This window comes from Zobellia sp. OII3, assembly GCF_002211465.1.
Taxonomy (GTDB): domain Bacteria; phylum Bacteroidota; class Bacteroidia; order Flavobacteriales; family Flavobacteriaceae; genus Zobellia; species Zobellia galactanivorans.
In genome coordinates, this window is sequence record NZ_MWRZ01000004.1 from 286,688 (window position 1) to 303,257 (window position 16,570).

The following is a 16,570-nucleotide window of genomic DNA, read 5'->3' on the forward strand; positions in this document are numbered from 1 at the left end:
ACAAACGCCCACTGTTGTGTACAGCGGGCGTTTTTTTGTGGGATTACCAATTAATATCGGACGGGCGGTACAAAGGTTGGCGCTCGGTTTGGGCAAAGGAGTTTACGTCGAATACACTGGCTTGGTGAATGGCTTCGTCGAAGGTAAAGTTGCATTTGGCCTCTATTTCCGAAGGAGCGACTTCGTAGGTTTTAAATGCTTCTAGATCGAGAAAGGATAAGCGGGTCAAATCTTGGGTCAGTATAAACGATTTGGTCTTTAGTTGGCCGTTTTCTTCATAAAGAATGGTCTTGTAAAACTCGGTTGGAATTTTGTAGCCCCTATATTCTCGGTCGTCTTCATGAAAGATACAACCGCCGATAATACTGACACGTGATCGGTCCATTTCCGTTTGGTCGTATAAAGCGTTTTCCAGTTCGCCCCAAACGCCTCCTTTTCCACTTTGGTTAAAGTCATCCATCTGGGGAGCAATATTGGTAAAGACAAACGAATCGGAATTGGCTTTTTTGGCTTCCTCATGGTTACCCCATACCAAATCGACCCTTCTGGCAATATGGCCTCGATCTAAAGGGTTGTTCTTGTACAGGCGGTTGCCGGCCTGCGATTCTGAAGGAATTCTCGAATCTTCAAAAAATCCCGCTCCCTTTCGGGCGATACGTTTGAGGTTGCTTCCGTCGATATTCCATGCGACCCAAATGGCGAATTGGGTGCGACTACTTAGCGATAGGGAGAAGTGGGTGTAGTCGATGATTTCGCTACCGTTCAGTTGAAAGGCATCGCTCAACCGATTCAATCGCGGAACTTGTATGTTTGTACTTAAAAAATTGGTATCAAATGCCATAGGAAAATAGGGTTACAAAAGTTAAGCGTCTCAAAAATGTAAAATTTCTAGAACAAAGTCCTTGTCAATAGGTTTAAGTTAGGGTTATTTTTTATTGGTTTGCACCAACGGCTTTGTTGGTAATCTCTTCGGTAATGGCATCCCATAGCTGAATTCTTTTCGTTAAGGCTTCCCTTGCGATGCTATGGGTTTCTTGCCATTTTTGATGGTCGTCCCCACAAAGTTCGGCCACCATTTTAAGTGACAACGGCCCGTGTTCGTCGCCATCCAGTTCAATGTGTCTTTCAAGATAGTAGACAAATTTGTTGTACCGATTGTTGTCGGCATCGGCGCTTTTTAAGACTTTCATGAACATATCGGGGATAACATCTTCACGACCAAAGGTAAATGCGGCGGCTACCAAATGTGGCTTTCCGCTGGCTATGGTGTCGAACGAAAAACGTACAAAGTCGGCAACCTTTTGGGGGATAGCTATGGCCGTCAAGGCCGAATCTACGGTAGCTCCTTTTTCTAAAAGCGCGATAAAGCTATCAATACGGGTGGTGTCGGCCTCGAGTTGCCGCATGGCTTCGAGATACATTTCGAAATGGCTTTTAGCTTCGTTCAGTTCGTTGATATCACTTTCTTCCCCATGTACGATTTCATTGATAAACCGTGCCAGAACCGGGTTTTTACTGGGTGTCCAGGGAATGCTGACCTTGGTCAGTGAAATCTGGAGGGATTTTAAGAGCGACATAAAATCCCAAACCGCAAAAACGTGATTTTCCGTAAAAACCCTAATATCTTCAATTTGGTTTAAGTTCTTGTAAAGCGGGTGGTTTTGAAGTTGATTTCTTAAGTCCGCTATTTCGTTTTCTATCTTTATAATCTCTTTCATAGTTTTTTTGGGTCACTAACAATAGGCTTATAATCCGGTTCTTTAGTATAAGCAGTTTTAGGTGTATTATACTATACGAACTGTAGTATTATATAACATTTTTTTCAAAGATGGTCGTTCTGTAGTTAAATATTTACGGAAGGACCGTTGGGCTATGCTAGTGAGAGACGTATTTTAAGCCGATTATGGATCCAATAAGCGTAACAATGAAGAATATCCTCCAGAAATTGGCGGGGTCTTTGAAAACAAAGATTCCGAGTAGCACGGTTCCGACCGCCCCGATGCCTGTCCATACGGCGTAGGCCGTGCCAAGAGGTAAGGTCTGGACGGCCTTTATTAAAAGGAGAAAGCTAATAGCGGAACAAATAAGAAAACCACCGTACCAGAGGTACATATCGGTTCCTGTAGTTTCTTTTGCCTTAGATAGGCAAAAGGCAAAGGCTACTTCAAACAATCCTGCAATAATTAAAATCAACCAGTTCATTTCTTTTGTTTTTATCGCTGCAAATATGGGCAAGGTAATCGGTTTTATTTATTACAAATGATAAAAACGACATCATTTTATTTCGGCACGTATTCTACTAAGGCTTACCTGGGTTATGCCGAGGTAGGAGGCAATATGGCCCAATTGCACCCTTTGGATGAGATGTGGCGTGTTCTTTAATAGTTCGCGGTACCGTTGTTTGGCAGTTTTGAACTGGCTTGAAATCAAACGCTCTTCGGTGGTCTTTAGGTTTTGTTCGGCAAACTTTCTGCCCCAGTTGGCGATGTGTATATCATGAAGGTATAATTGCTGTAGTTTTGTGGTTTGCAGGCGGTACAATTCACAGTTTTCCAAGAGTTCTATACTTTCGATTCCTCTTTTGTTTTCGACGTAGCTCTTCATTGAAATAATGGTCTCGCCGGCAGTTCCGAACCAAAAGGTAATATCGTTACCTTCATGATTGACATAGGCGCGGACGATTCCTTTTTTTATAAAGTAGACCGATGTTTCAAGCGTATCGGCATGAATAAGGATGTGTCCCTTCGGGTAGGTTACGGGTACAGTGTTTTCAATGATCTTTGTTCTCGAGGCTTCCGGAAGTTTACTTATGCTATCAATGATACTTTCGATCTCCATCTGCAATTATTTGTTGAACTCTATCATTCGTAGGTAGTTGTTGTAAAATGGATTGTTTTTTCTTGCTTCTAACAATCGCTCATGTTGATCCCAATGGCCAGGCCACCTTCGGAGGTCTCTTTATATTTTGAGCTCATGTCTTTTGCCGTGGCCCACATGGTCTCTACCACTTTGTCGAGGGGGACTTTGGCGTCTTTCGGGTCGGAGCCCAAGGCCAGTTCTGCGGCATTGATTGCTTTTATGGCGCCCATGCTATTGCGCTCAATACATGGTATTTGCACGAGTCCGCCTATGGGGTCACAGGTGAGCCCCAAATGATGTTCCATGGCAATTTCTGCGGCCATCAACACCTGTTCGGGCGTACCGCCCAATAGTTCGGTAAGTGCGCCTGCCGCCATGGCGCTCGACACTCCAATTTCGGCTTGGCATCCGCCCATGGCCGCTGAGATGGTAGCTCCTTTTTTAAAGATACTCCCGATTTCCCCGGCAACGAAAAGAAATTTTTTAATGTGTTCAAAATCGGCTTCATGGTTTTCGATAACCACATAATACATAAGCACGGCAGGTATAACCCCGGCACTACCATTGGTGGGGGCCGTCACTACACGGCCAAGGGAGGCGTTAACTTCGTTTACGGCAAGGGCAAAACAACTGACCCATTGTAAAATCTGGCGGAATTTCACTTCGGTATTCCGTATGGTGGTCAGCCAAGTTTGCGGAGAATTGTAGTCTTTGGTGTCGCCGAGAAGGTTTTTGTTGAGATCAAAGGCCCGACGGGTTACATTGAGCCCTCCCGGCAACTTCCCTTGGGTATGGCATCCTATATACATACACTCCAGCATGGTGTCCCAAATATGTTTTAGCGCTTTGTCTATTTCAGCGTCGTTGCGTATAGAGCGTTCGTTCTCCAGTACAATGGCAGAAATATTTTTGTGCTCCCTTCTGCAATAGTCGAGGAGCTCGGTTCCTTTTTGGATGGGAAATGGAAAAGTGCCGAAAGTGGCTATATTGCGTTTGGCGTTCTTTCGCTCTTTTACGACTACAAAACCGCCGCCAATGGAGTAATAGGTGTTTTTTTTGGACTTGTTCGATGTCAATAGCGCTTCAAATTGCAACCCGTTCGCGTGAAACGGCAAAAACTTTTTATGGAATAGGATGTCGGTTTCAGGGTTGAAACGGATCGGTTTGCTGTTTCCAAAGTTCAGTATATGTGTTTGCTGTATATTGGCTACGATCGAATGAATATCCTCTATGGGAATTTTTACCGGATCGGTACCCGAAAGGCCTAACATTACGGCAAAGTCGGTGGCATGCCCCTTTCCTGTCAAAGAGAGCGAGCCGTACATATGTACCTTAATGCCGATAACCTCATCGAAAAGTTTTGAAGCCTTGAGTTCTGCGATCCATCGTTCGGCCGCGCGCCACGGACCGAGGGTGTGCGAGCTAGAAGGTCCAACACCGATCTTAAGCATGTCGAAAATACTGATAGACTCCATAAGGCGTATTCATATTTTATGGTATAAAGATAGAGAAAGCCCGCTATAGGCGAAGTCAAAAAACCGGTCTATTTCGTTTTGGTGCCGAATAAGTTTTTTTGGGATAGGCTTTGTGGAAAATGACGGCCTTTGGTTTGCTTTTACAAAGAGAATATGTCTCAATTTGTCTTGTTTTGGGCGATTATGGTCCTTATGTGGCGGATTTTGCGAATGTCATAATAGCGAAAATGACATCATGTCATGTTGCGGTGGCTTGGCATATTGTTTGTCAATCTGTAATCGATTATAAAAATTAGCACTAATATTTAAAACATATAGCATGAGTAAAATTATAGGTATTGACTTGGGTACTACCAACTCCTGTGTTTCCGTAATGGAAGGTAGCGAACCGGTAGTGATTCCCAATGCTGAAGGAAAGAGAACAACCCCTTCTGTTATTGCGTTTGTAGATGGTGGGGAAATCAAGGTAGGGGATCCGGCAAAGCGACAGGCGGTAACCAACCCTAACAAAACGATATATTCCATTAAGCGTTTTATGGGCAACAAATTTTCCGAATCTAGCAAAGAAGCGGAAAGAGTTCCTTATAAAGTGGTAAAAGGGGATAACGATACACCACGTGTCGATATTGATGGCCGTATGTATACGCCACAAGAACTATCTGCCATGATTCTTCAGAAAATGAAGAAAACAGCGGAAGACTACCTAGGACAAGACGTTAGCCGTGCGGTAATTACAGTACCTGCATATTTTAACGATGCACAGCGTCAAGCTACTAAAGAAGCTGGCGAGATTGCAGGTCTTACCGTAGAAAGAATTATAAACGAGCCTACCGCAGCCTCTTTGGCGTATGGTATGGACAAGAAGGATACCGACCAAAAAATCGTTGTTTTTGACTTTGGTGGTGGTACACATGATGTTTCTATACTAGAATTGGGAGATGGTGTTTTTGAAGTACTATCTACCGATGGTGATACCCACTTGGGTGGTGATGATGTCGATCAAAAAATTATCGATTGGTTGGCAGATGAATTCAATAAGGAAGAAAGCATCGATTTGCGTAAAGATGCCATGGCATTGCAAAGATTGCGTGAAGCTGCTGAAAAAGCTAAAATAGAATTGTCGTCTTCGGCTCAGACTGAGATCAACTTGCCATATGTAACGGCTACCGCTACAGGTCCGAAACACTTGGTGCGTACTTTGACCAGGGCCAAGTTCGAACAATTGATAGAAGATTTGGTAAAACGTACCATTGCTCCTTGCGAGAGTGCGTTGAAATCGGCCGGACTTTCTAAAAGTGATATCGATGAGATTATCTTGGTAGGTGGTTCTACAAGAATACCTGCCGTACAGGAAGCTGTTGAGAAATTCTTTGGCAAAAAACCTTCAAAAGGTGTGAACCCCGATGAGGTTGTAGCTATAGGTGCCGCCATCCAAGGTGGGGTACTTACCGGAGACGTTAAAGATGTATTGTTGTTAGACGTTACACCTTTGTCTTTGGGTATCGAAACCATGGGAAGTGTAATGACCAAGTTGATCGAGGCGAATACTACGATTCCGACCAAGAAATCGCAAGTGTTTTCCACCGCAGCGGACAACCAGCCTTCGGTAGAAATTCACGTATTGCAAGGGGAACGCCCAATGGCAGCCGATAACAAGACCATAGGACGTTTTCACTTAGACGGTATTCCACCCGCACCAAGAGGTACACCTCAAATTGAAGTGACTTTCGACATTGATGCGAACGGAATCATTAAAGTTTCTGCAACGGATAAAGCCACGAACAAAACGCAAGATATCAGAATTGAAGCGTCTTCAGGTTTGACCGAAGAAGAAATCAAAAAGATGAAAGCCGAAGCCGAAGCGAATGCCGAAGCCGATAAAAAGGCAAAAGAAATAGCCGATAAGCTCAATGAGGCCGACGGTATGATCTTTCAGACAGAAAAGCAGTTAAAAGAATTTGGTGATAAGTTGTCAGATGACAAGAAAAAACCAATTGAAGATGCTTTGACCGAGTTGAAAGCCGCTTACGAATCTAAAGATTTGGCCGTAATTGCCCCTGCTTTGGATAAGATTAACGAAGCCTGGAAAGTAGCTTCCGAAGAAATGTACAAGGCTCAGGCCGAAGGACAACAAAACGGAGCCGCTCCTGAAGGTGATGCCGCTTCTGCAGAAGGAGCCAAAGAAGGCGACAACGTAGAAGATGTAGACTTCGAAGAAGTAAAATAAGTAAGACGCTAAGCGTCAATAATTTTAAGCCCGTTCGGTATACTGCCGAACGGGCTTTTTGCTTGATAATCGTGATTAAATGCTCCGAGACTTGCCTCGAAACCAAGGTGTATTTCTTTTAATGCCTCGAGGGGTCGTACCGAGGTAGTTTACTTTTTGTCGATTTGGTATGGGTTTTGTTTTTAGTTGGCATAATATCAAGTAGTTTTGCATTATGATTCAGAAAATCGCGACCTTGTTTTTTACCTTGGTAATTTATACGAATGGATTTGCCCAAGATATCGAGACTTTTAAAGTATCCGATTTTAATCTTAAGGGAAATGTAAAATCGTGCGAAGTAATTACCGACTATGGCAAGGAGGAATATTATTTTGATAGGGAGGGCCGTTTGACCAAATCCATTACGCGGTATAACGATAGCGATTATGAAACGACCTACTACAAGTATGTTCTCGATTTTCTAAAGGAGAGAAGGGTTGAAAGCTATATGGACGGTAAGTTTGACAGGGCCACCTCCATAGCTAGCTTCTATGAAGTGGATACCTTGGAAAATCGAAGACTTACGGAGAAAATCGTGTCTTACGATAAGGAATTGCTGGAAAAGAACGTCTATGTATACAATGCGGGAAATCAGCTTGTAAAGATCATCCGTACCAATACCCTTGGTATAGATGAGACCGATTTTGAATATCTGCAAGAAAACGAAACGACTATAGTCAATCAAAGCGTAAACGGAAGACCCTCAAAAACCAAGACCATATCTAAAATATTGGAACAGGGGGAGGAGCTAAAAAAAGTGGAAGAGCAAAACTATATAGAAGGCCTCCCTACTTCAAAAACAACCGACATCTATAATAGCAATGGTCGTTTGACAATGCATAAGGAAGCATTGTACGACGCTTCTACCGAAACCTGGATCGTACAAGACGAAAAGCATTATCAATACGGTGAAGATGGTGTTTTATCAACGGTAAAGACCAAAAAGCGCTTTGGGGACTCGACCGAAAATTATATCTATCAGTTTGATGGTACGACGGCCAATAATTGGGTCAAAGAAATCGTAACGCCTCAAAATGTCTATACGACAAGACGCATCACTTATTATCAGTAATCGGCCGAACGGCCGAAGCTACCCGAGTAGGGTAAATGGAGGTTCGGTAAATCGATAAAGAGGGGGGGCTAGCAAGACGAATCCGCCACTATTTTCCATTCCCCATTTATTTTTTTGAAAATGATCATAAAAGTGCCATTGGCATCACCAGCTTCCCGGGTCAGGAAATATTCCCCCATGACATAGTATCCCCCCTCGTTTATTTCGGTAATCTGCGCGATTCTAAACCGAAGTTCCCCGGTATGGGCTTTTGTAGGATAGCCTTTTTTATAGTTGTCCAAGGTGGTTTGCCATCCTTTTGTGATTTTTCCTCTACTAAAATAGGTAAGGTCTTCCGATTTCCAATAGCCCTGCATAAAGCCTTCAAGGTCATGGGCCGACCAAGCTTCTTCCTGTTGCTTCATGATATCCTTAATGGTGTCGATATCTTTGTTTTGGGAGTAAATGCCATTAAAAGTAAGGGTAAGGGCAAAGGCTAAAAATAGCTTGAGTTTTTTCATGGTCGTAGCGGTAATTGTTTTTCGTTGGAAAGATAGCACAAAAAAAGCCCCGACAAAATATCGGAGCCCTTTGCTTAAAAATATAAACACTATGGGTTAATCCCTAGAAAGAATGCTTAAGATATACCAGAACAATAACATTAGGCTGGCGAACAGGGCCAGTGATGCCGCTACGTGCTGGTTTGAACGATAGTTATGAACGAGGTTCGAGGTCTGGTACAGGATCGAGCCAGAGGCCAATACTACCATGGCCGCGCTAAACCAAAGGCCAAGGTTAAAACCGAACAAGGTTCCGGCTATGATAAGACCTAGGGCAATGGCGAAGCCGACCGCCAAAATCGATCTGAGAAACGAAAAATCCCTTTTGGTCAGGAACACAATGGCGGAAAGGCCCGTAAACAATGAAAGCGTCATAATCGCAGCCTGGTTGAGAATGGCCATGGAGCCGTCTTCCGCAACCATAATGGCGATAAAGATCAATGGTATGAATATAAAGGCCTCGGCGATTACATACAATACCAAGCCTAGGTAGTGTGTGTTGGTGTTCTCGCTTTTTAAGGCCAAACGTTCCGCATAGTTGGTTATGAACATAAACGCCGCTAACATGATCAACCAACTATAGCCACCGGTTAGTGAAAGGGCAAAATTCAATATAGGTGGTATTTGAAAGAATACGGTTTCGACCAGAACGAATAGAAGTACTGCGCCTGCAAGGTGCATATAGGTTTTTCGGTAAAAAGAAGCCCTTTCTACATCGGTAAGCGTACTAAGCATTTGGGTGCTGGTTGTAGGGTGATTCTTCATAATTATTAAGGTTTTTTCAAGGTGGCAAATAAATAAATAAAAAGTTAAGGGAGCTTCTTTTTTTGATGAACGGTCATTTTTTTCGATTTTTTTAAAATATCTAAAATTTTTAGATAGAGGTATGTAGAGTTATATCTCAAAACCGATAAATATTGTTAAACCCGAAGTAGTTGGTACATTTGACCTGAATTTACAGCCGGTTACTTTGTAGGAAACCTTAATTTTGTGGCTGTCAAAAAAATAACAACTATTTTCGTAAAATAAGAATCAAATAACCTAATTAGTTAAAATGAAAAAAGTAGTCACTTTCGGGGAAATCATGTTGCGTTTGGCCCCTCCAGGATTTTTAAGATTTTCACAAGCAAACAGCTTCGATGTTGTTTACGGAGGAGGAGAGAGTAATGTTGCCGTTTCTTTGGCCAATTATGGGGTTCCCGTAGATTTTGTTACACGTTTGCCAAAAAACGATATCGGTGAATGTGCTCTTATGGAAATGCGCAAACGCGGTGTTGGTACCGATAAGATAATTTATGGAGGTGACCGATTGGGGATATATTTTCTTGAGACCGGAGCTGTAAGCCGAGGAAGTAAAGTTGTTTATGACCGTGCCCATTCGGCCATCGCCGAGATTGAAAAGGGAATGATCGATTGGAATTCCGTTTTTGAAGGTGTAGAGTGGTTTCATTGGACCGGTATTACGCCTGCCATATCACAAGGCGCTGCCGATGTGTGCTTAGAAGCTGTTAAAGCGGCAAGCGATAGGGGCATTACTATATCGACCGATTTAAATTACAGGGCCAAGCTTTGGAATTATGGTGGTGATAGAGAGGCCATCATGACCGAATTAACATCGTACTGTGATATCATCTTAGGGAACGAAGAAGATGCGGAAAAGCATTTTGGTATTCACCCAGAAGGATTGGATGTTCATAAAGATGGTGCCGATGTTAAGGCAGAGGCTTTCTTGTCGGTTTGTAAGCAAATGATGAAAAAATTTCCAAAAGCCAAAAAGGTTATTACTACCTTAAGGGGCTCTATTTCTGCATCGCACAATACTTGGGCAGGTGTATTATGGGATGGTTCCAAAATGTACGAAACCCGTCAATACCAAATTACCGATATTGTTGATAGAGTAGGTGGGGGAGATTCTTTTATGGGCGGATTGATCTACGGATTGTTGAAATACCCGGAAGATGACCAAAATGCATTGGATTTTGCCGTTGCCGCTTCTTGTTTAAAGCATACGATCAAAGGTGATGCCAACTTGGTAACCGTTGATGAGGTGGAAAAATTGATGGGCGGAGATGCTTCCGGCCGAGTTGCAAGATAAGAACATTAACTACAAACAATAAATATGGCTCAGTATTCAAGAATAGAGGTCGCATCCGTAATGAAAGAAAACGGAATGGTGCCTTTGTTTTATCACCCCGATGTAGAGTTGGGTAAAAAAGTTTTAAAAGCATGTTATGACGGAGGTTCACGTTTGATGGAATTCACCGCTCGTGGCGATTTTGCTTATGAAGTCTTTTTAGAACTAAATAAATATGCGATAAAGGAACTACCTGGCATGGTTATGGGCGTTGGATCGATTACCGATGCGGCGGCGGCCAGTCTGTTTATGCAGATGGGGGCGAACTTTATTGTTACCCCTTCACTTCGTGAAGATATAGCTATAGCCTGCAACCGAAGAAAGGTGCTTTGGTCTCCGGGTTGTGGATCCTTGGCCGAGATAAACCGTGCGGAGGAAATGGGTTGTGAGATAATCAAACTTTTCCCAGGTTCGACTTATGGTCCAGGATACGTGAAAGCGATAAAAGGCCCACAGCCATGGACTAGCGTTATGCCAACAGGAGGTGTTAGTACCGACGAGGCCAATTTAAAAGGTTGGTTCGATGCCGGTGTAACTTGTGTGGGTATGGGATCGCAATTGATCAGTAAAGATATTCTGGCCAACAAAGATTTTGCTGGCCTAGAAAATCGTGTAAGGGAAACTTTGGCTTTGATCAAAAAGCTTAGAAGTTAGATATTATTCGAAGAACGCCTTTCGAATACCAAATTCCAATCCCCGTAATTCGGCCAATCCGCGCAAGCGACCTATGGCCGAATAACCGGGATTGGTTTTTTTATGGAGGTCATCAAGCATTTGGTGTCCGTGATCGGGCCTCATGGGAATAAGAAAATCTTCTCGTCCCGCTTCCTTTCTTCTCTTTTCCTCGGAAAGAATAAGCTTTACCAAGTCGTACATAGGTACGTTACCTTCTAAATGGTTGGCTTCATAGAAGTTACCTTTGCCGTCGCGTTGTGTACTTCTCAAATGAAGGAAATGGACACGGTCGGCGAACCTTTTGAACATTTGAGGAAGGTTGTTGTCGGCCCTCGCTCCAAGTGAACCCGTACAGAAAGTAATGCCGTTGTTTATAGAACCCACCTTATCGAAGATATAGGCGTAATCTTCTTCCGTTCGCATGATACGCGGCAAGCCTAAAATAGAAAATGGAGGGTCATCGGGATGGATGCACATTAATATTCCGTTTTCTTCAGCGGTCGACATTATGGCGTTCAAGAAATAAACGAGATTGCTGCGCATATCATCTTCACCCATCCCCTTATAGGTGTCTAAGGTTGCCTGAAATGGACTGAGGTCAAAACCTGTTTTGGGTATATGATAGTTTTCGGAAGATCCGGGTAAGCCCGCAATAATGGTTTTTACCAGTTTATAGATGTCATCCTCCGACATTGCGTTGTAATAGGCTTTGGCGGCTTCGATTTGGGTTTCGGAAAAGCTGTTTTCCGCCCCAGGTCTTTTTAGGATAAAAAGGTCGAAAGCGGCAAGGGCCGTAGCATCGAACAACAAGGCCTTGGAGCCATCTTTTACTTCGTAGTCAAGACTTGTTCTGGTCCAGTCAAGTACAGGCATGAAATTGTAGCATACGACCTTTATATTGCACTGGGCGAGGTTCTTTAGGCTTTGTTTGTAATTTTCGATCAGTTGTTCAAAGCCATCTTGTTGGGTCTTGATGCTTTCATGAATAGGTAGCGATTCAACTACCGACCATACCAGACCGTTTTTTTCGATAAGGTTCTTGCGTTCTTGGATTTCTTCCACCGACCATATTTCGCCGTTCGCAATGTGATGAAGCGCGGTTACGATTCCCGTAGCTCCGGCTTGTTTTATGTCTTGAAGGCTAACAGGGTCGTTAGGCCCGTACCATCTCCATGTTTGTTCCATATATGTGAAGTTGATTTATTGTAATTGAACTGTAACGAACTATATAATTAAAATCAAAAGGCTGGGCCTAAACCCCGCTAAAAGCACTAAAACCACCGTCAACGGGAAGAACTATGCCTGTAATGAACCGTGCGGCATCGCTACATAAAAAGTGTATGGCGCCATTCAGTTCGTCTATTTCACCGAAGCGACCCATGGGCGTGTTGTTGATTATGGTTTTTCCACGTTGGGTAAAAGATCCGTCTTCATTGGTGAGGAGTGCCTTGTTCTGTTTGCCTATAAAAAATCCGGGGGCAATGGCATTGACACGGAGGCCGTTGCCAAATTTGGTAGCCATTTCAACGGCCATCCACTTGGTAAAGTTTTCCATAGCCGCCTTAGAGGCCGAGTAACCGGCAACGCGGGTAATGACCCTATCTGCCGCCATGGAAGAATAATTTATGATAACCCCCTGCTTTTGTTCAGACATGACCTTTCCGAATATTAAAGAGGGAATAAGGGTGCCGTTTAAGTTCAGTTCGGTCACTTTTTTAAAATCCTCAACGGAAATATCAAAGATGGTCTGGTCCGGGGCAACGGTAGCTCCGGGAAGATTGCCTCCGGCAATGTTCAGAAGAATATCTATTTTTCCGAAATCCGATAGAATTTCATTTTTGACCTTGTTTAGACTGTCCTCGCTAAGGATATCTGCCTCGTAAGCTTTAGCGTGTCCGCCCACGTTTTTAATTTCATCTAATAAAGATTGGACTGAAGATTTTTTTCTCGTCAACAGTGCCAAAGTTGCACCAGACCCTGCTAGGCTATTGGCTATACTGCCTGCCAAGGCTCCACTCGCTCCGGTAATAACCGCTACTTTATTCTCAATACCGAACATTTTACTCATTTTTTATGATTGAAGGCCCAAGATAAAACAATCTAAAGGAAAATACTGCGAATAACATTCATTTGTCGTGAAAGACTCCTTTCGTTGTTTAATTAAGATGGGAATTTGTACGAATTAAAGACTCCTTAGGGGGCTATAATTCCCTTGCCTTTCTTTTTGGGGAAGGTGTACATTGTGGTAATGGAAAGTTAAGAGGGGAACAAAGGAAGGGGAGACTACTTTGTGTAAAAATTACACTTATTTAGGTCTTCAGAACCATTTGTGATAGTTATCTGAACATTTGTTGCGTGCTAACGGCTTAATAAACACCACTTTTGGTAAAACTTAAACATTTGTTAAATAACTCAATTAAACCACTTAATTTATGAAAGTAACACGATGGATATTTAAAAATTGGCACCCTAGAAAGTTCCTTGCGGGGCTATTCTGGTTAGTGGCTTTTGCCTATGGCCATGCCCAGGAAATTACGGTTAGCGGAACAGTTGCCGATGAGGCAGGGTTGCCCTTGGCGGGTGCCAATGTGTTGGTCAAAGGAACCACCACTGGTACACAGTCGGACTTTGATGGTAATTATACCATTGTGGCAGAAGGTAATTCGGTACTTATATTTAGTTATATAGGTTTTACGACAAAAGAAGTAGCTGTTAATAATCAAACCGAGGTCGACGTTACCCTTGGTGAAGACGCCAGTAAATTAGACGAAGTGGTGGTAATCGGTTATGGTACTCAAAGAAAAAGCGACTTGACCGGGGCCGTGAGTTCTGTTAGTTCGGAGGAGATCAGTGAGATTGCCGTTGTAACGGTGGGTCAAGCCTTACAAGGCCGGGCGCCGGGGGTTACAGTTACCGCTTCAACAGGGCAACCTGGGGCTAATTCCACAATTAGGATTAGAGGTGTAGGTACCATTAACAATTCAGATCCTTATGTAATTATAGATGGGGTTCCTGGTAATTTGAACAACCTTAATTCTGCCGATATCAAAAGTATTGAGGTTTTAAAGGATGCTTCTGCGACCGCCATTTATGGTTCTAACGGAGCCAATGGTGTAATTTTGGTTACTACAAAGACTGGTAGACCAGGCAAGGTAACCATCAATTTTGATAGTTATATAGGAACTCAAGAAAGAGCACGTGACTTAAATATGCTTGATTCACAACAATGGGCGGGCTTGGTTAACGAAGGTTATGTTAATGATGGATTGGCACCCAAGTTTTCTGATGAGGAAATTGCTAGTATGAATACCTATGACTGGGGGAATTTGATATTTCGTACGGGCTTTATCCAGAATAATCAGCTTTCCGTTTCAGGTGGAAACGAGTTCGCATCGTATTTTGTTTCATACGGTTATACCGATCAGGCCGGTATCTTAAAATCATCGGCTTTCAACAGGCATAATATTCGAATTAATAACGAGTATAAATTAAATGACAACATAACTTTAGGTCATAGGTTGTCATATTCTGTGAGAAATCAAAATACAAGATCTGAAAATGGGGTCTGGCTCTGGGGTCAAACTGCGATTCAAGGGTATGGTTGGGAGCCTAATATCCCATTTTACACTGCGGATGGTTTGTATTCTTCGCCTACTTCCGTAAGTGCTATACATCCAGATGCAGAGGTTCGTTACAGAACGGATGAAAACACCAATCGGGAGTTTAGCTTGAATGCATATTTTAATATAAACTTTCTTAAAAACTTTAGTTTCAGAACCACTTATGCACCTCAATTTACCACATCGGAAAGATATGATTTTGATCCGGTAATCGACCCTGATAATGTGGGGTATGGTGTTACAGGGGGTATTTTACGTACACAAAATCAATTGGAATCAAGATCTGACCAGACAAGAAGCTATACATGGTCAAATGTACTTACCTATAATAAGGAGTTTGGTAAGCATAACGTAACGGCAATGGTTGGTCATGAGCAACAAGAATTTACTGGAATCAATACACGGGCGTTTGCTACGAACTTAAGTGATTTGTTTGGCGAAAACGTTGTGATTGAGGATGGTAATTCTACTACTGGGGCAGGAAATCGATGGGAGTCCAATTTATTTTCTTTGTTCTCTAGGTTGATATATAACTATGATAACCGTTACTTGTTAACGGCAACCGTACGTCGTGACGGTTCCTCAAAATTCGGTCCTGATAATAGATACGGTACTTTTCCCGCCGCCGCCTTATCTTGGAATGTTCATAACGAGAAGTTTATGGAAAATAGCTTTTTTGATCAATTCAAGATTCGGGCAGGTATTGGAGAGATAGGAAACCGTTCGTTTGGAGACTTTGCGTTTTTCTCTGAATTGTCCGTTGGTCCAAGTGCCAATGTTGATGTCGTATTTGGAGATCAAAGGGCTTCTGGGGCGGCATCAAAAGGTGTTCCCAACCCTCTTTTGCAATGGGAATCGACTACTACCACTAATGTTGGGGTCGATTTAGGTTTTCTCAATAATCAATTGACATTTTCAGTGGATTACTTTGATAGAAAGACGAAGGACATGATTTTGTTGATTCCGCCACAAACACAGTCTTCGGGTCTTACGGAATCTACTTTGTTCAATAAAGGAACGATGAGCAACACCGGTTGGGAATTTGCTCTTAGTTATGGCAAACAATACGAAGATTTTGGTTTCAGCTTAGGGGCCAATATGGATATGATCGATAATGAATTAACATCCTTGGATACCAACAATGCGTTTTTAGCCGTGGGTGGAGCTTTTGGACAAAATGGTTTTCTTAGGTCGGAGCCAGGACATGAAGTAAGTTATTTCTACGGATTCGAAACCGATGGTGTTTTTCAGAACGATAGCGAAGTAGCCTCTGCAGCCGAACAGAATGCTGTACCTGGAGATTTAAGGTTTGTCGATCAGTTAACTATAGACACCAATGATGATGGGGTGCCAGATCAGGCAGACGGCGTAATCAACGCGGATGATAGAACCAAAATAGGGAGTCCGCATCCTGATTTTAATTATAGCTTTAACCTTGACTTTAATTACAAGAATTGGGATTTAGGAATCTTTTTGCAAGGAACCCAAGGAAATGAGATTTTTAGTTCACTACCATACTTTTTTGAAAGTGAACTAGGGTCAGGATTGCAGGAAAGCGCCTTAGGTAGGTGGCATGGGGAAGGTACTTCAAATACTTTGCCTAGGTTGACCTTGGCGGGTAACGCCAGAAACATTCAAATTTCAGATAGATACGTTTATGATGGATCTTATTTAAGGGTTAAGAATTTACAGTTGGGGTATAACTTTTCGTCAGATTTGATAGACAAGATCGGCTTGGAAAAATTAAGAATTTATATCTCGGGTCAAAACTTGCATACTTTCACAAAATATGATATTGGTTTTGACCCGGAAATAGGGAAAGCACCTAATGAATTCGGGGAAAACAATTCTTTGATTATAGGCCTTGATAGAGGTGGATATCCACAACCAAGAACATTTCTTTTCGGAATCAATTTAACTTTATAAGACT

The 16,570-nt window shown here is 42.7% G+C and carries 14 protein-coding genes; 5 read left to right on the top strand and 9 right to left on the bottom strand.

Annotated elements, in window-relative coordinates:
- Positions 1 to 43: 43 nt before the first annotated feature.
- The 5 genes from B4Q04_RS13850 to B4Q04_RS13870 form a co-directional block, all read right to left on the bottom strand.
- Complete coding sequence (locus tag B4Q04_RS13850) at positions 44 to 841, bottom strand: DNA/RNA non-specific endonuclease (RefSeq protein WP_013996035.1); 798 nt, start codon at positions 839 to 841, stop codon at positions 44 to 46.
- Between the two features lie 91 nt (positions 842 to 932).
- Positions 933 to 1,718, bottom strand: coding sequence for a DUF3050 domain-containing protein (locus tag B4Q04_RS13855; protein WP_013996034.1), 786 nt, complete (start codon positions 1,716 to 1,718; stop codon positions 933 to 935).
- Between the two features lie 157 nt (positions 1,719 to 1,875).
- Positions 1,876 to 2,202 carry a DMT family transporter gene (locus B4Q04_RS13860; RefSeq protein ID WP_088697128.1) on the bottom strand — a complete coding sequence of 109 codons (327 nt, stop codon included), beginning with the start codon at positions 2,200 to 2,202 and terminating at the stop codon, positions 1,876 to 1,878.
- Positions 2,203 to 2,274: 72 nt separating this feature from the next.
- Positions 2,275 to 2,838, bottom strand: coding sequence for a Crp/Fnr family transcriptional regulator (locus B4Q04_RS13865; protein ID WP_088697129.1), 564 nt, complete (start codon positions 2,836 to 2,838; stop codon positions 2,275 to 2,277).
- Between the two features lie 68 nt (positions 2,839 to 2,906).
- Entirely contained in the window at positions 2,907 to 4,334 is a 1,428-nt protein-coding gene (locus B4Q04_RS13870) for an L-serine ammonia-lyase (protein ID WP_088697130.1), read from the bottom strand.
- A gap of 319 nt (positions 4,335 to 4,653) precedes the next feature.
- On the opposite strand from B4Q04_RS13870, the gene dnaK reads away from it, so the two are divergent.
- Complete coding sequence (gene dnaK, locus B4Q04_RS13875; RefSeq protein ID WP_013996030.1) at positions 4,654 to 6,561, top strand: molecular chaperone DnaK; 1,908 nt, start codon at positions 4,654 to 4,656, stop codon at positions 6,559 to 6,561.
- A gap of 214 nt (positions 6,562 to 6,775) precedes the next feature.
- Complete coding sequence (locus B4Q04_RS13880; protein ID WP_088697131.1) at positions 6,776 to 7,672, top strand: hypothetical protein; 897 nt, start codon at positions 6,776 to 6,778, stop codon at positions 7,670 to 7,672.
- A gap of 68 nt (positions 7,673 to 7,740) precedes the next feature.
- Here B4Q04_RS13880 and B4Q04_RS13885 read toward each other — a convergent pair whose 3' ends face one another.
- Together B4Q04_RS13885 and B4Q04_RS13890 are read right to left on the bottom strand one after the other, a co-directional pair.
- Positions 7,741 to 8,172 (bottom strand): YybH family protein, encoded by a 432-nt coding sequence (locus tag B4Q04_RS13885; protein WP_088697132.1) that lies wholly within the window; start codon positions 8,170 to 8,172, stop codon positions 7,741 to 7,743.
- A 96-nt stretch (positions 8,173 to 8,268) separates the two neighbouring features.
- Positions 8,269 to 8,976 (bottom strand): Bax inhibitor-1 family protein, encoded by a 708-nt coding sequence (locus B4Q04_RS13890; protein WP_088697133.1) that lies wholly within the window; start codon positions 8,974 to 8,976, stop codon positions 8,269 to 8,271.
- 289 nt (positions 8,977 to 9,265) lie between these two features.
- Here B4Q04_RS13890 and B4Q04_RS13895 point away from each other — a divergent pair, with 289 nt between their 5' ends.
- Together B4Q04_RS13895 and B4Q04_RS13900 are read left to right on the top strand one after the other, a co-directional pair.
- Positions 9,266 to 10,306 (top strand): sugar kinase, encoded by a 1,041-nt coding sequence (locus B4Q04_RS13895; RefSeq protein ID WP_013996025.1) that lies wholly within the window; start codon positions 9,266 to 9,268, stop codon positions 10,304 to 10,306.
- Positions 10,307 to 10,330: 24 nt separating this feature from the next.
- Positions 10,331 to 10,999 (top strand): bifunctional 4-hydroxy-2-oxoglutarate aldolase/2-dehydro-3-deoxy-phosphogluconate aldolase, encoded by a 669-nt coding sequence (locus tag B4Q04_RS13900; RefSeq protein WP_088697134.1) that lies wholly within the window; start codon positions 10,331 to 10,333, stop codon positions 10,997 to 10,999.
- 3 nt (positions 11,000 to 11,002) lie between these two features.
- Here the strand turns inward: B4Q04_RS13900 and uxuA are convergent, their stop codons facing one another.
- The gene (uxuA, locus tag B4Q04_RS13905; RefSeq protein ID WP_088697135.1) at positions 11,003 to 12,205 is read right to left on the bottom strand and encodes a mannonate dehydratase; all 1,203 of its coding nucleotides are present in this window, start codon (positions 12,203 to 12,205) and stop codon (positions 11,003 to 11,005) included.
- A gap of 67 nt (positions 12,206 to 12,272) precedes the next feature.
- Positions 12,273 to 13,088 (bottom strand): SDR family oxidoreductase, encoded by an 816-nt coding sequence (locus B4Q04_RS13910; protein ID WP_088697136.1) that lies wholly within the window; start codon positions 13,086 to 13,088, stop codon positions 12,273 to 12,275.
- A gap of 364 nt (positions 13,089 to 13,452) precedes the next feature.
- Here B4Q04_RS13910 and B4Q04_RS13915 point away from each other — a divergent pair, with 364 nt between their 5' ends.
- Positions 13,453 to 16,566, top strand: a complete 3,114-nt coding sequence (locus B4Q04_RS13915; protein ID WP_088697137.1) for a SusC/RagA family TonB-linked outer membrane protein — start codon at positions 13,453 to 13,455, stop codon at positions 16,564 to 16,566.
- Positions 16,567 to 16,570: the final 4 nt, after the last annotated feature.

Bases quoted from the DNA above. Each gene is read 5' to 3' on its own strand.
- B4Q04_RS13910 (WP_088697136.1), bottom strand. From the start codon at position 13,088: ATGAGTAAAATGTTCGGTATTGAGAATAAAGTAGCGGTTATTACCGGA.
- B4Q04_RS13860 (WP_088697128.1), bottom strand. From the start codon at position 2,202: ATGAACTGGTTGATTTTAATTATTGCAGGATTGTTTGAAGTAGCCTTT.
- B4Q04_RS13915 (WP_088697137.1), top strand. From the start codon at position 13,453: ATGAAAGTAACACGATGGATATTTAAAAATTGGCACCCTAGAAAGTTC.
- dnaK (WP_013996030.1), top strand. From the start codon at position 4,654: ATGAGTAAAATTATAGGTATTGACTTGGGTACTACCAACTCCTGTGTT.
- B4Q04_RS13880 (WP_088697131.1), top strand. From the start codon at position 6,776: ATGATTCAGAAAATCGCGACCTTGTTTTTTACCTTGGTAATTTATACG.
- B4Q04_RS13900 (WP_088697134.1), top strand. From the start codon at position 10,331: ATGGCTCAGTATTCAAGAATAGAGGTCGCATCCGTAATGAAAGAAAAC.
- B4Q04_RS13890 (WP_088697133.1), bottom strand. From the start codon at position 8,976: ATGAAGAATCACCCTACAACCAGCACCCAAATGCTTAGTACGCTTACC.
- B4Q04_RS13865 (WP_088697129.1), bottom strand. From the start codon at position 2,838: ATGGAGATCGAAAGTATCATTGATAGCATAAGTAAACTTCCGGAAGCC.
- B4Q04_RS13885 (WP_088697132.1), bottom strand. From the start codon at position 8,172: ATGAAAAAACTCAAGCTATTTTTAGCCTTTGCCCTTACCCTTACTTTT.
- B4Q04_RS13855 (WP_013996034.1), bottom strand. From the start codon at position 1,718: ATGAAAGAGATTATAAAGATAGAAAACGAAATAGCGGACTTAAGAAAT.
- B4Q04_RS13895 (WP_013996025.1), top strand. From the start codon at position 9,266: ATGAAAAAAGTAGTCACTTTCGGGGAAATCATGTTGCGTTTGGCCCCT.
- B4Q04_RS13870 (WP_088697130.1), bottom strand. From the start codon at position 4,334: ATGGAGTCTATCAGTATTTTCGACATGCTTAAGATCGGTGTTGGACCT.
- B4Q04_RS13850 (WP_013996035.1), bottom strand. From the start codon at position 841: ATGGCATTTGATACCAATTTTTTAAGTACAAACATACAAGTTCCGCGA.
- uxuA (WP_088697135.1), bottom strand. From the start codon at position 12,205: ATGGAACAAACATGGAGATGGTACGGGCCTAACGACCCTGTTAGCCTT.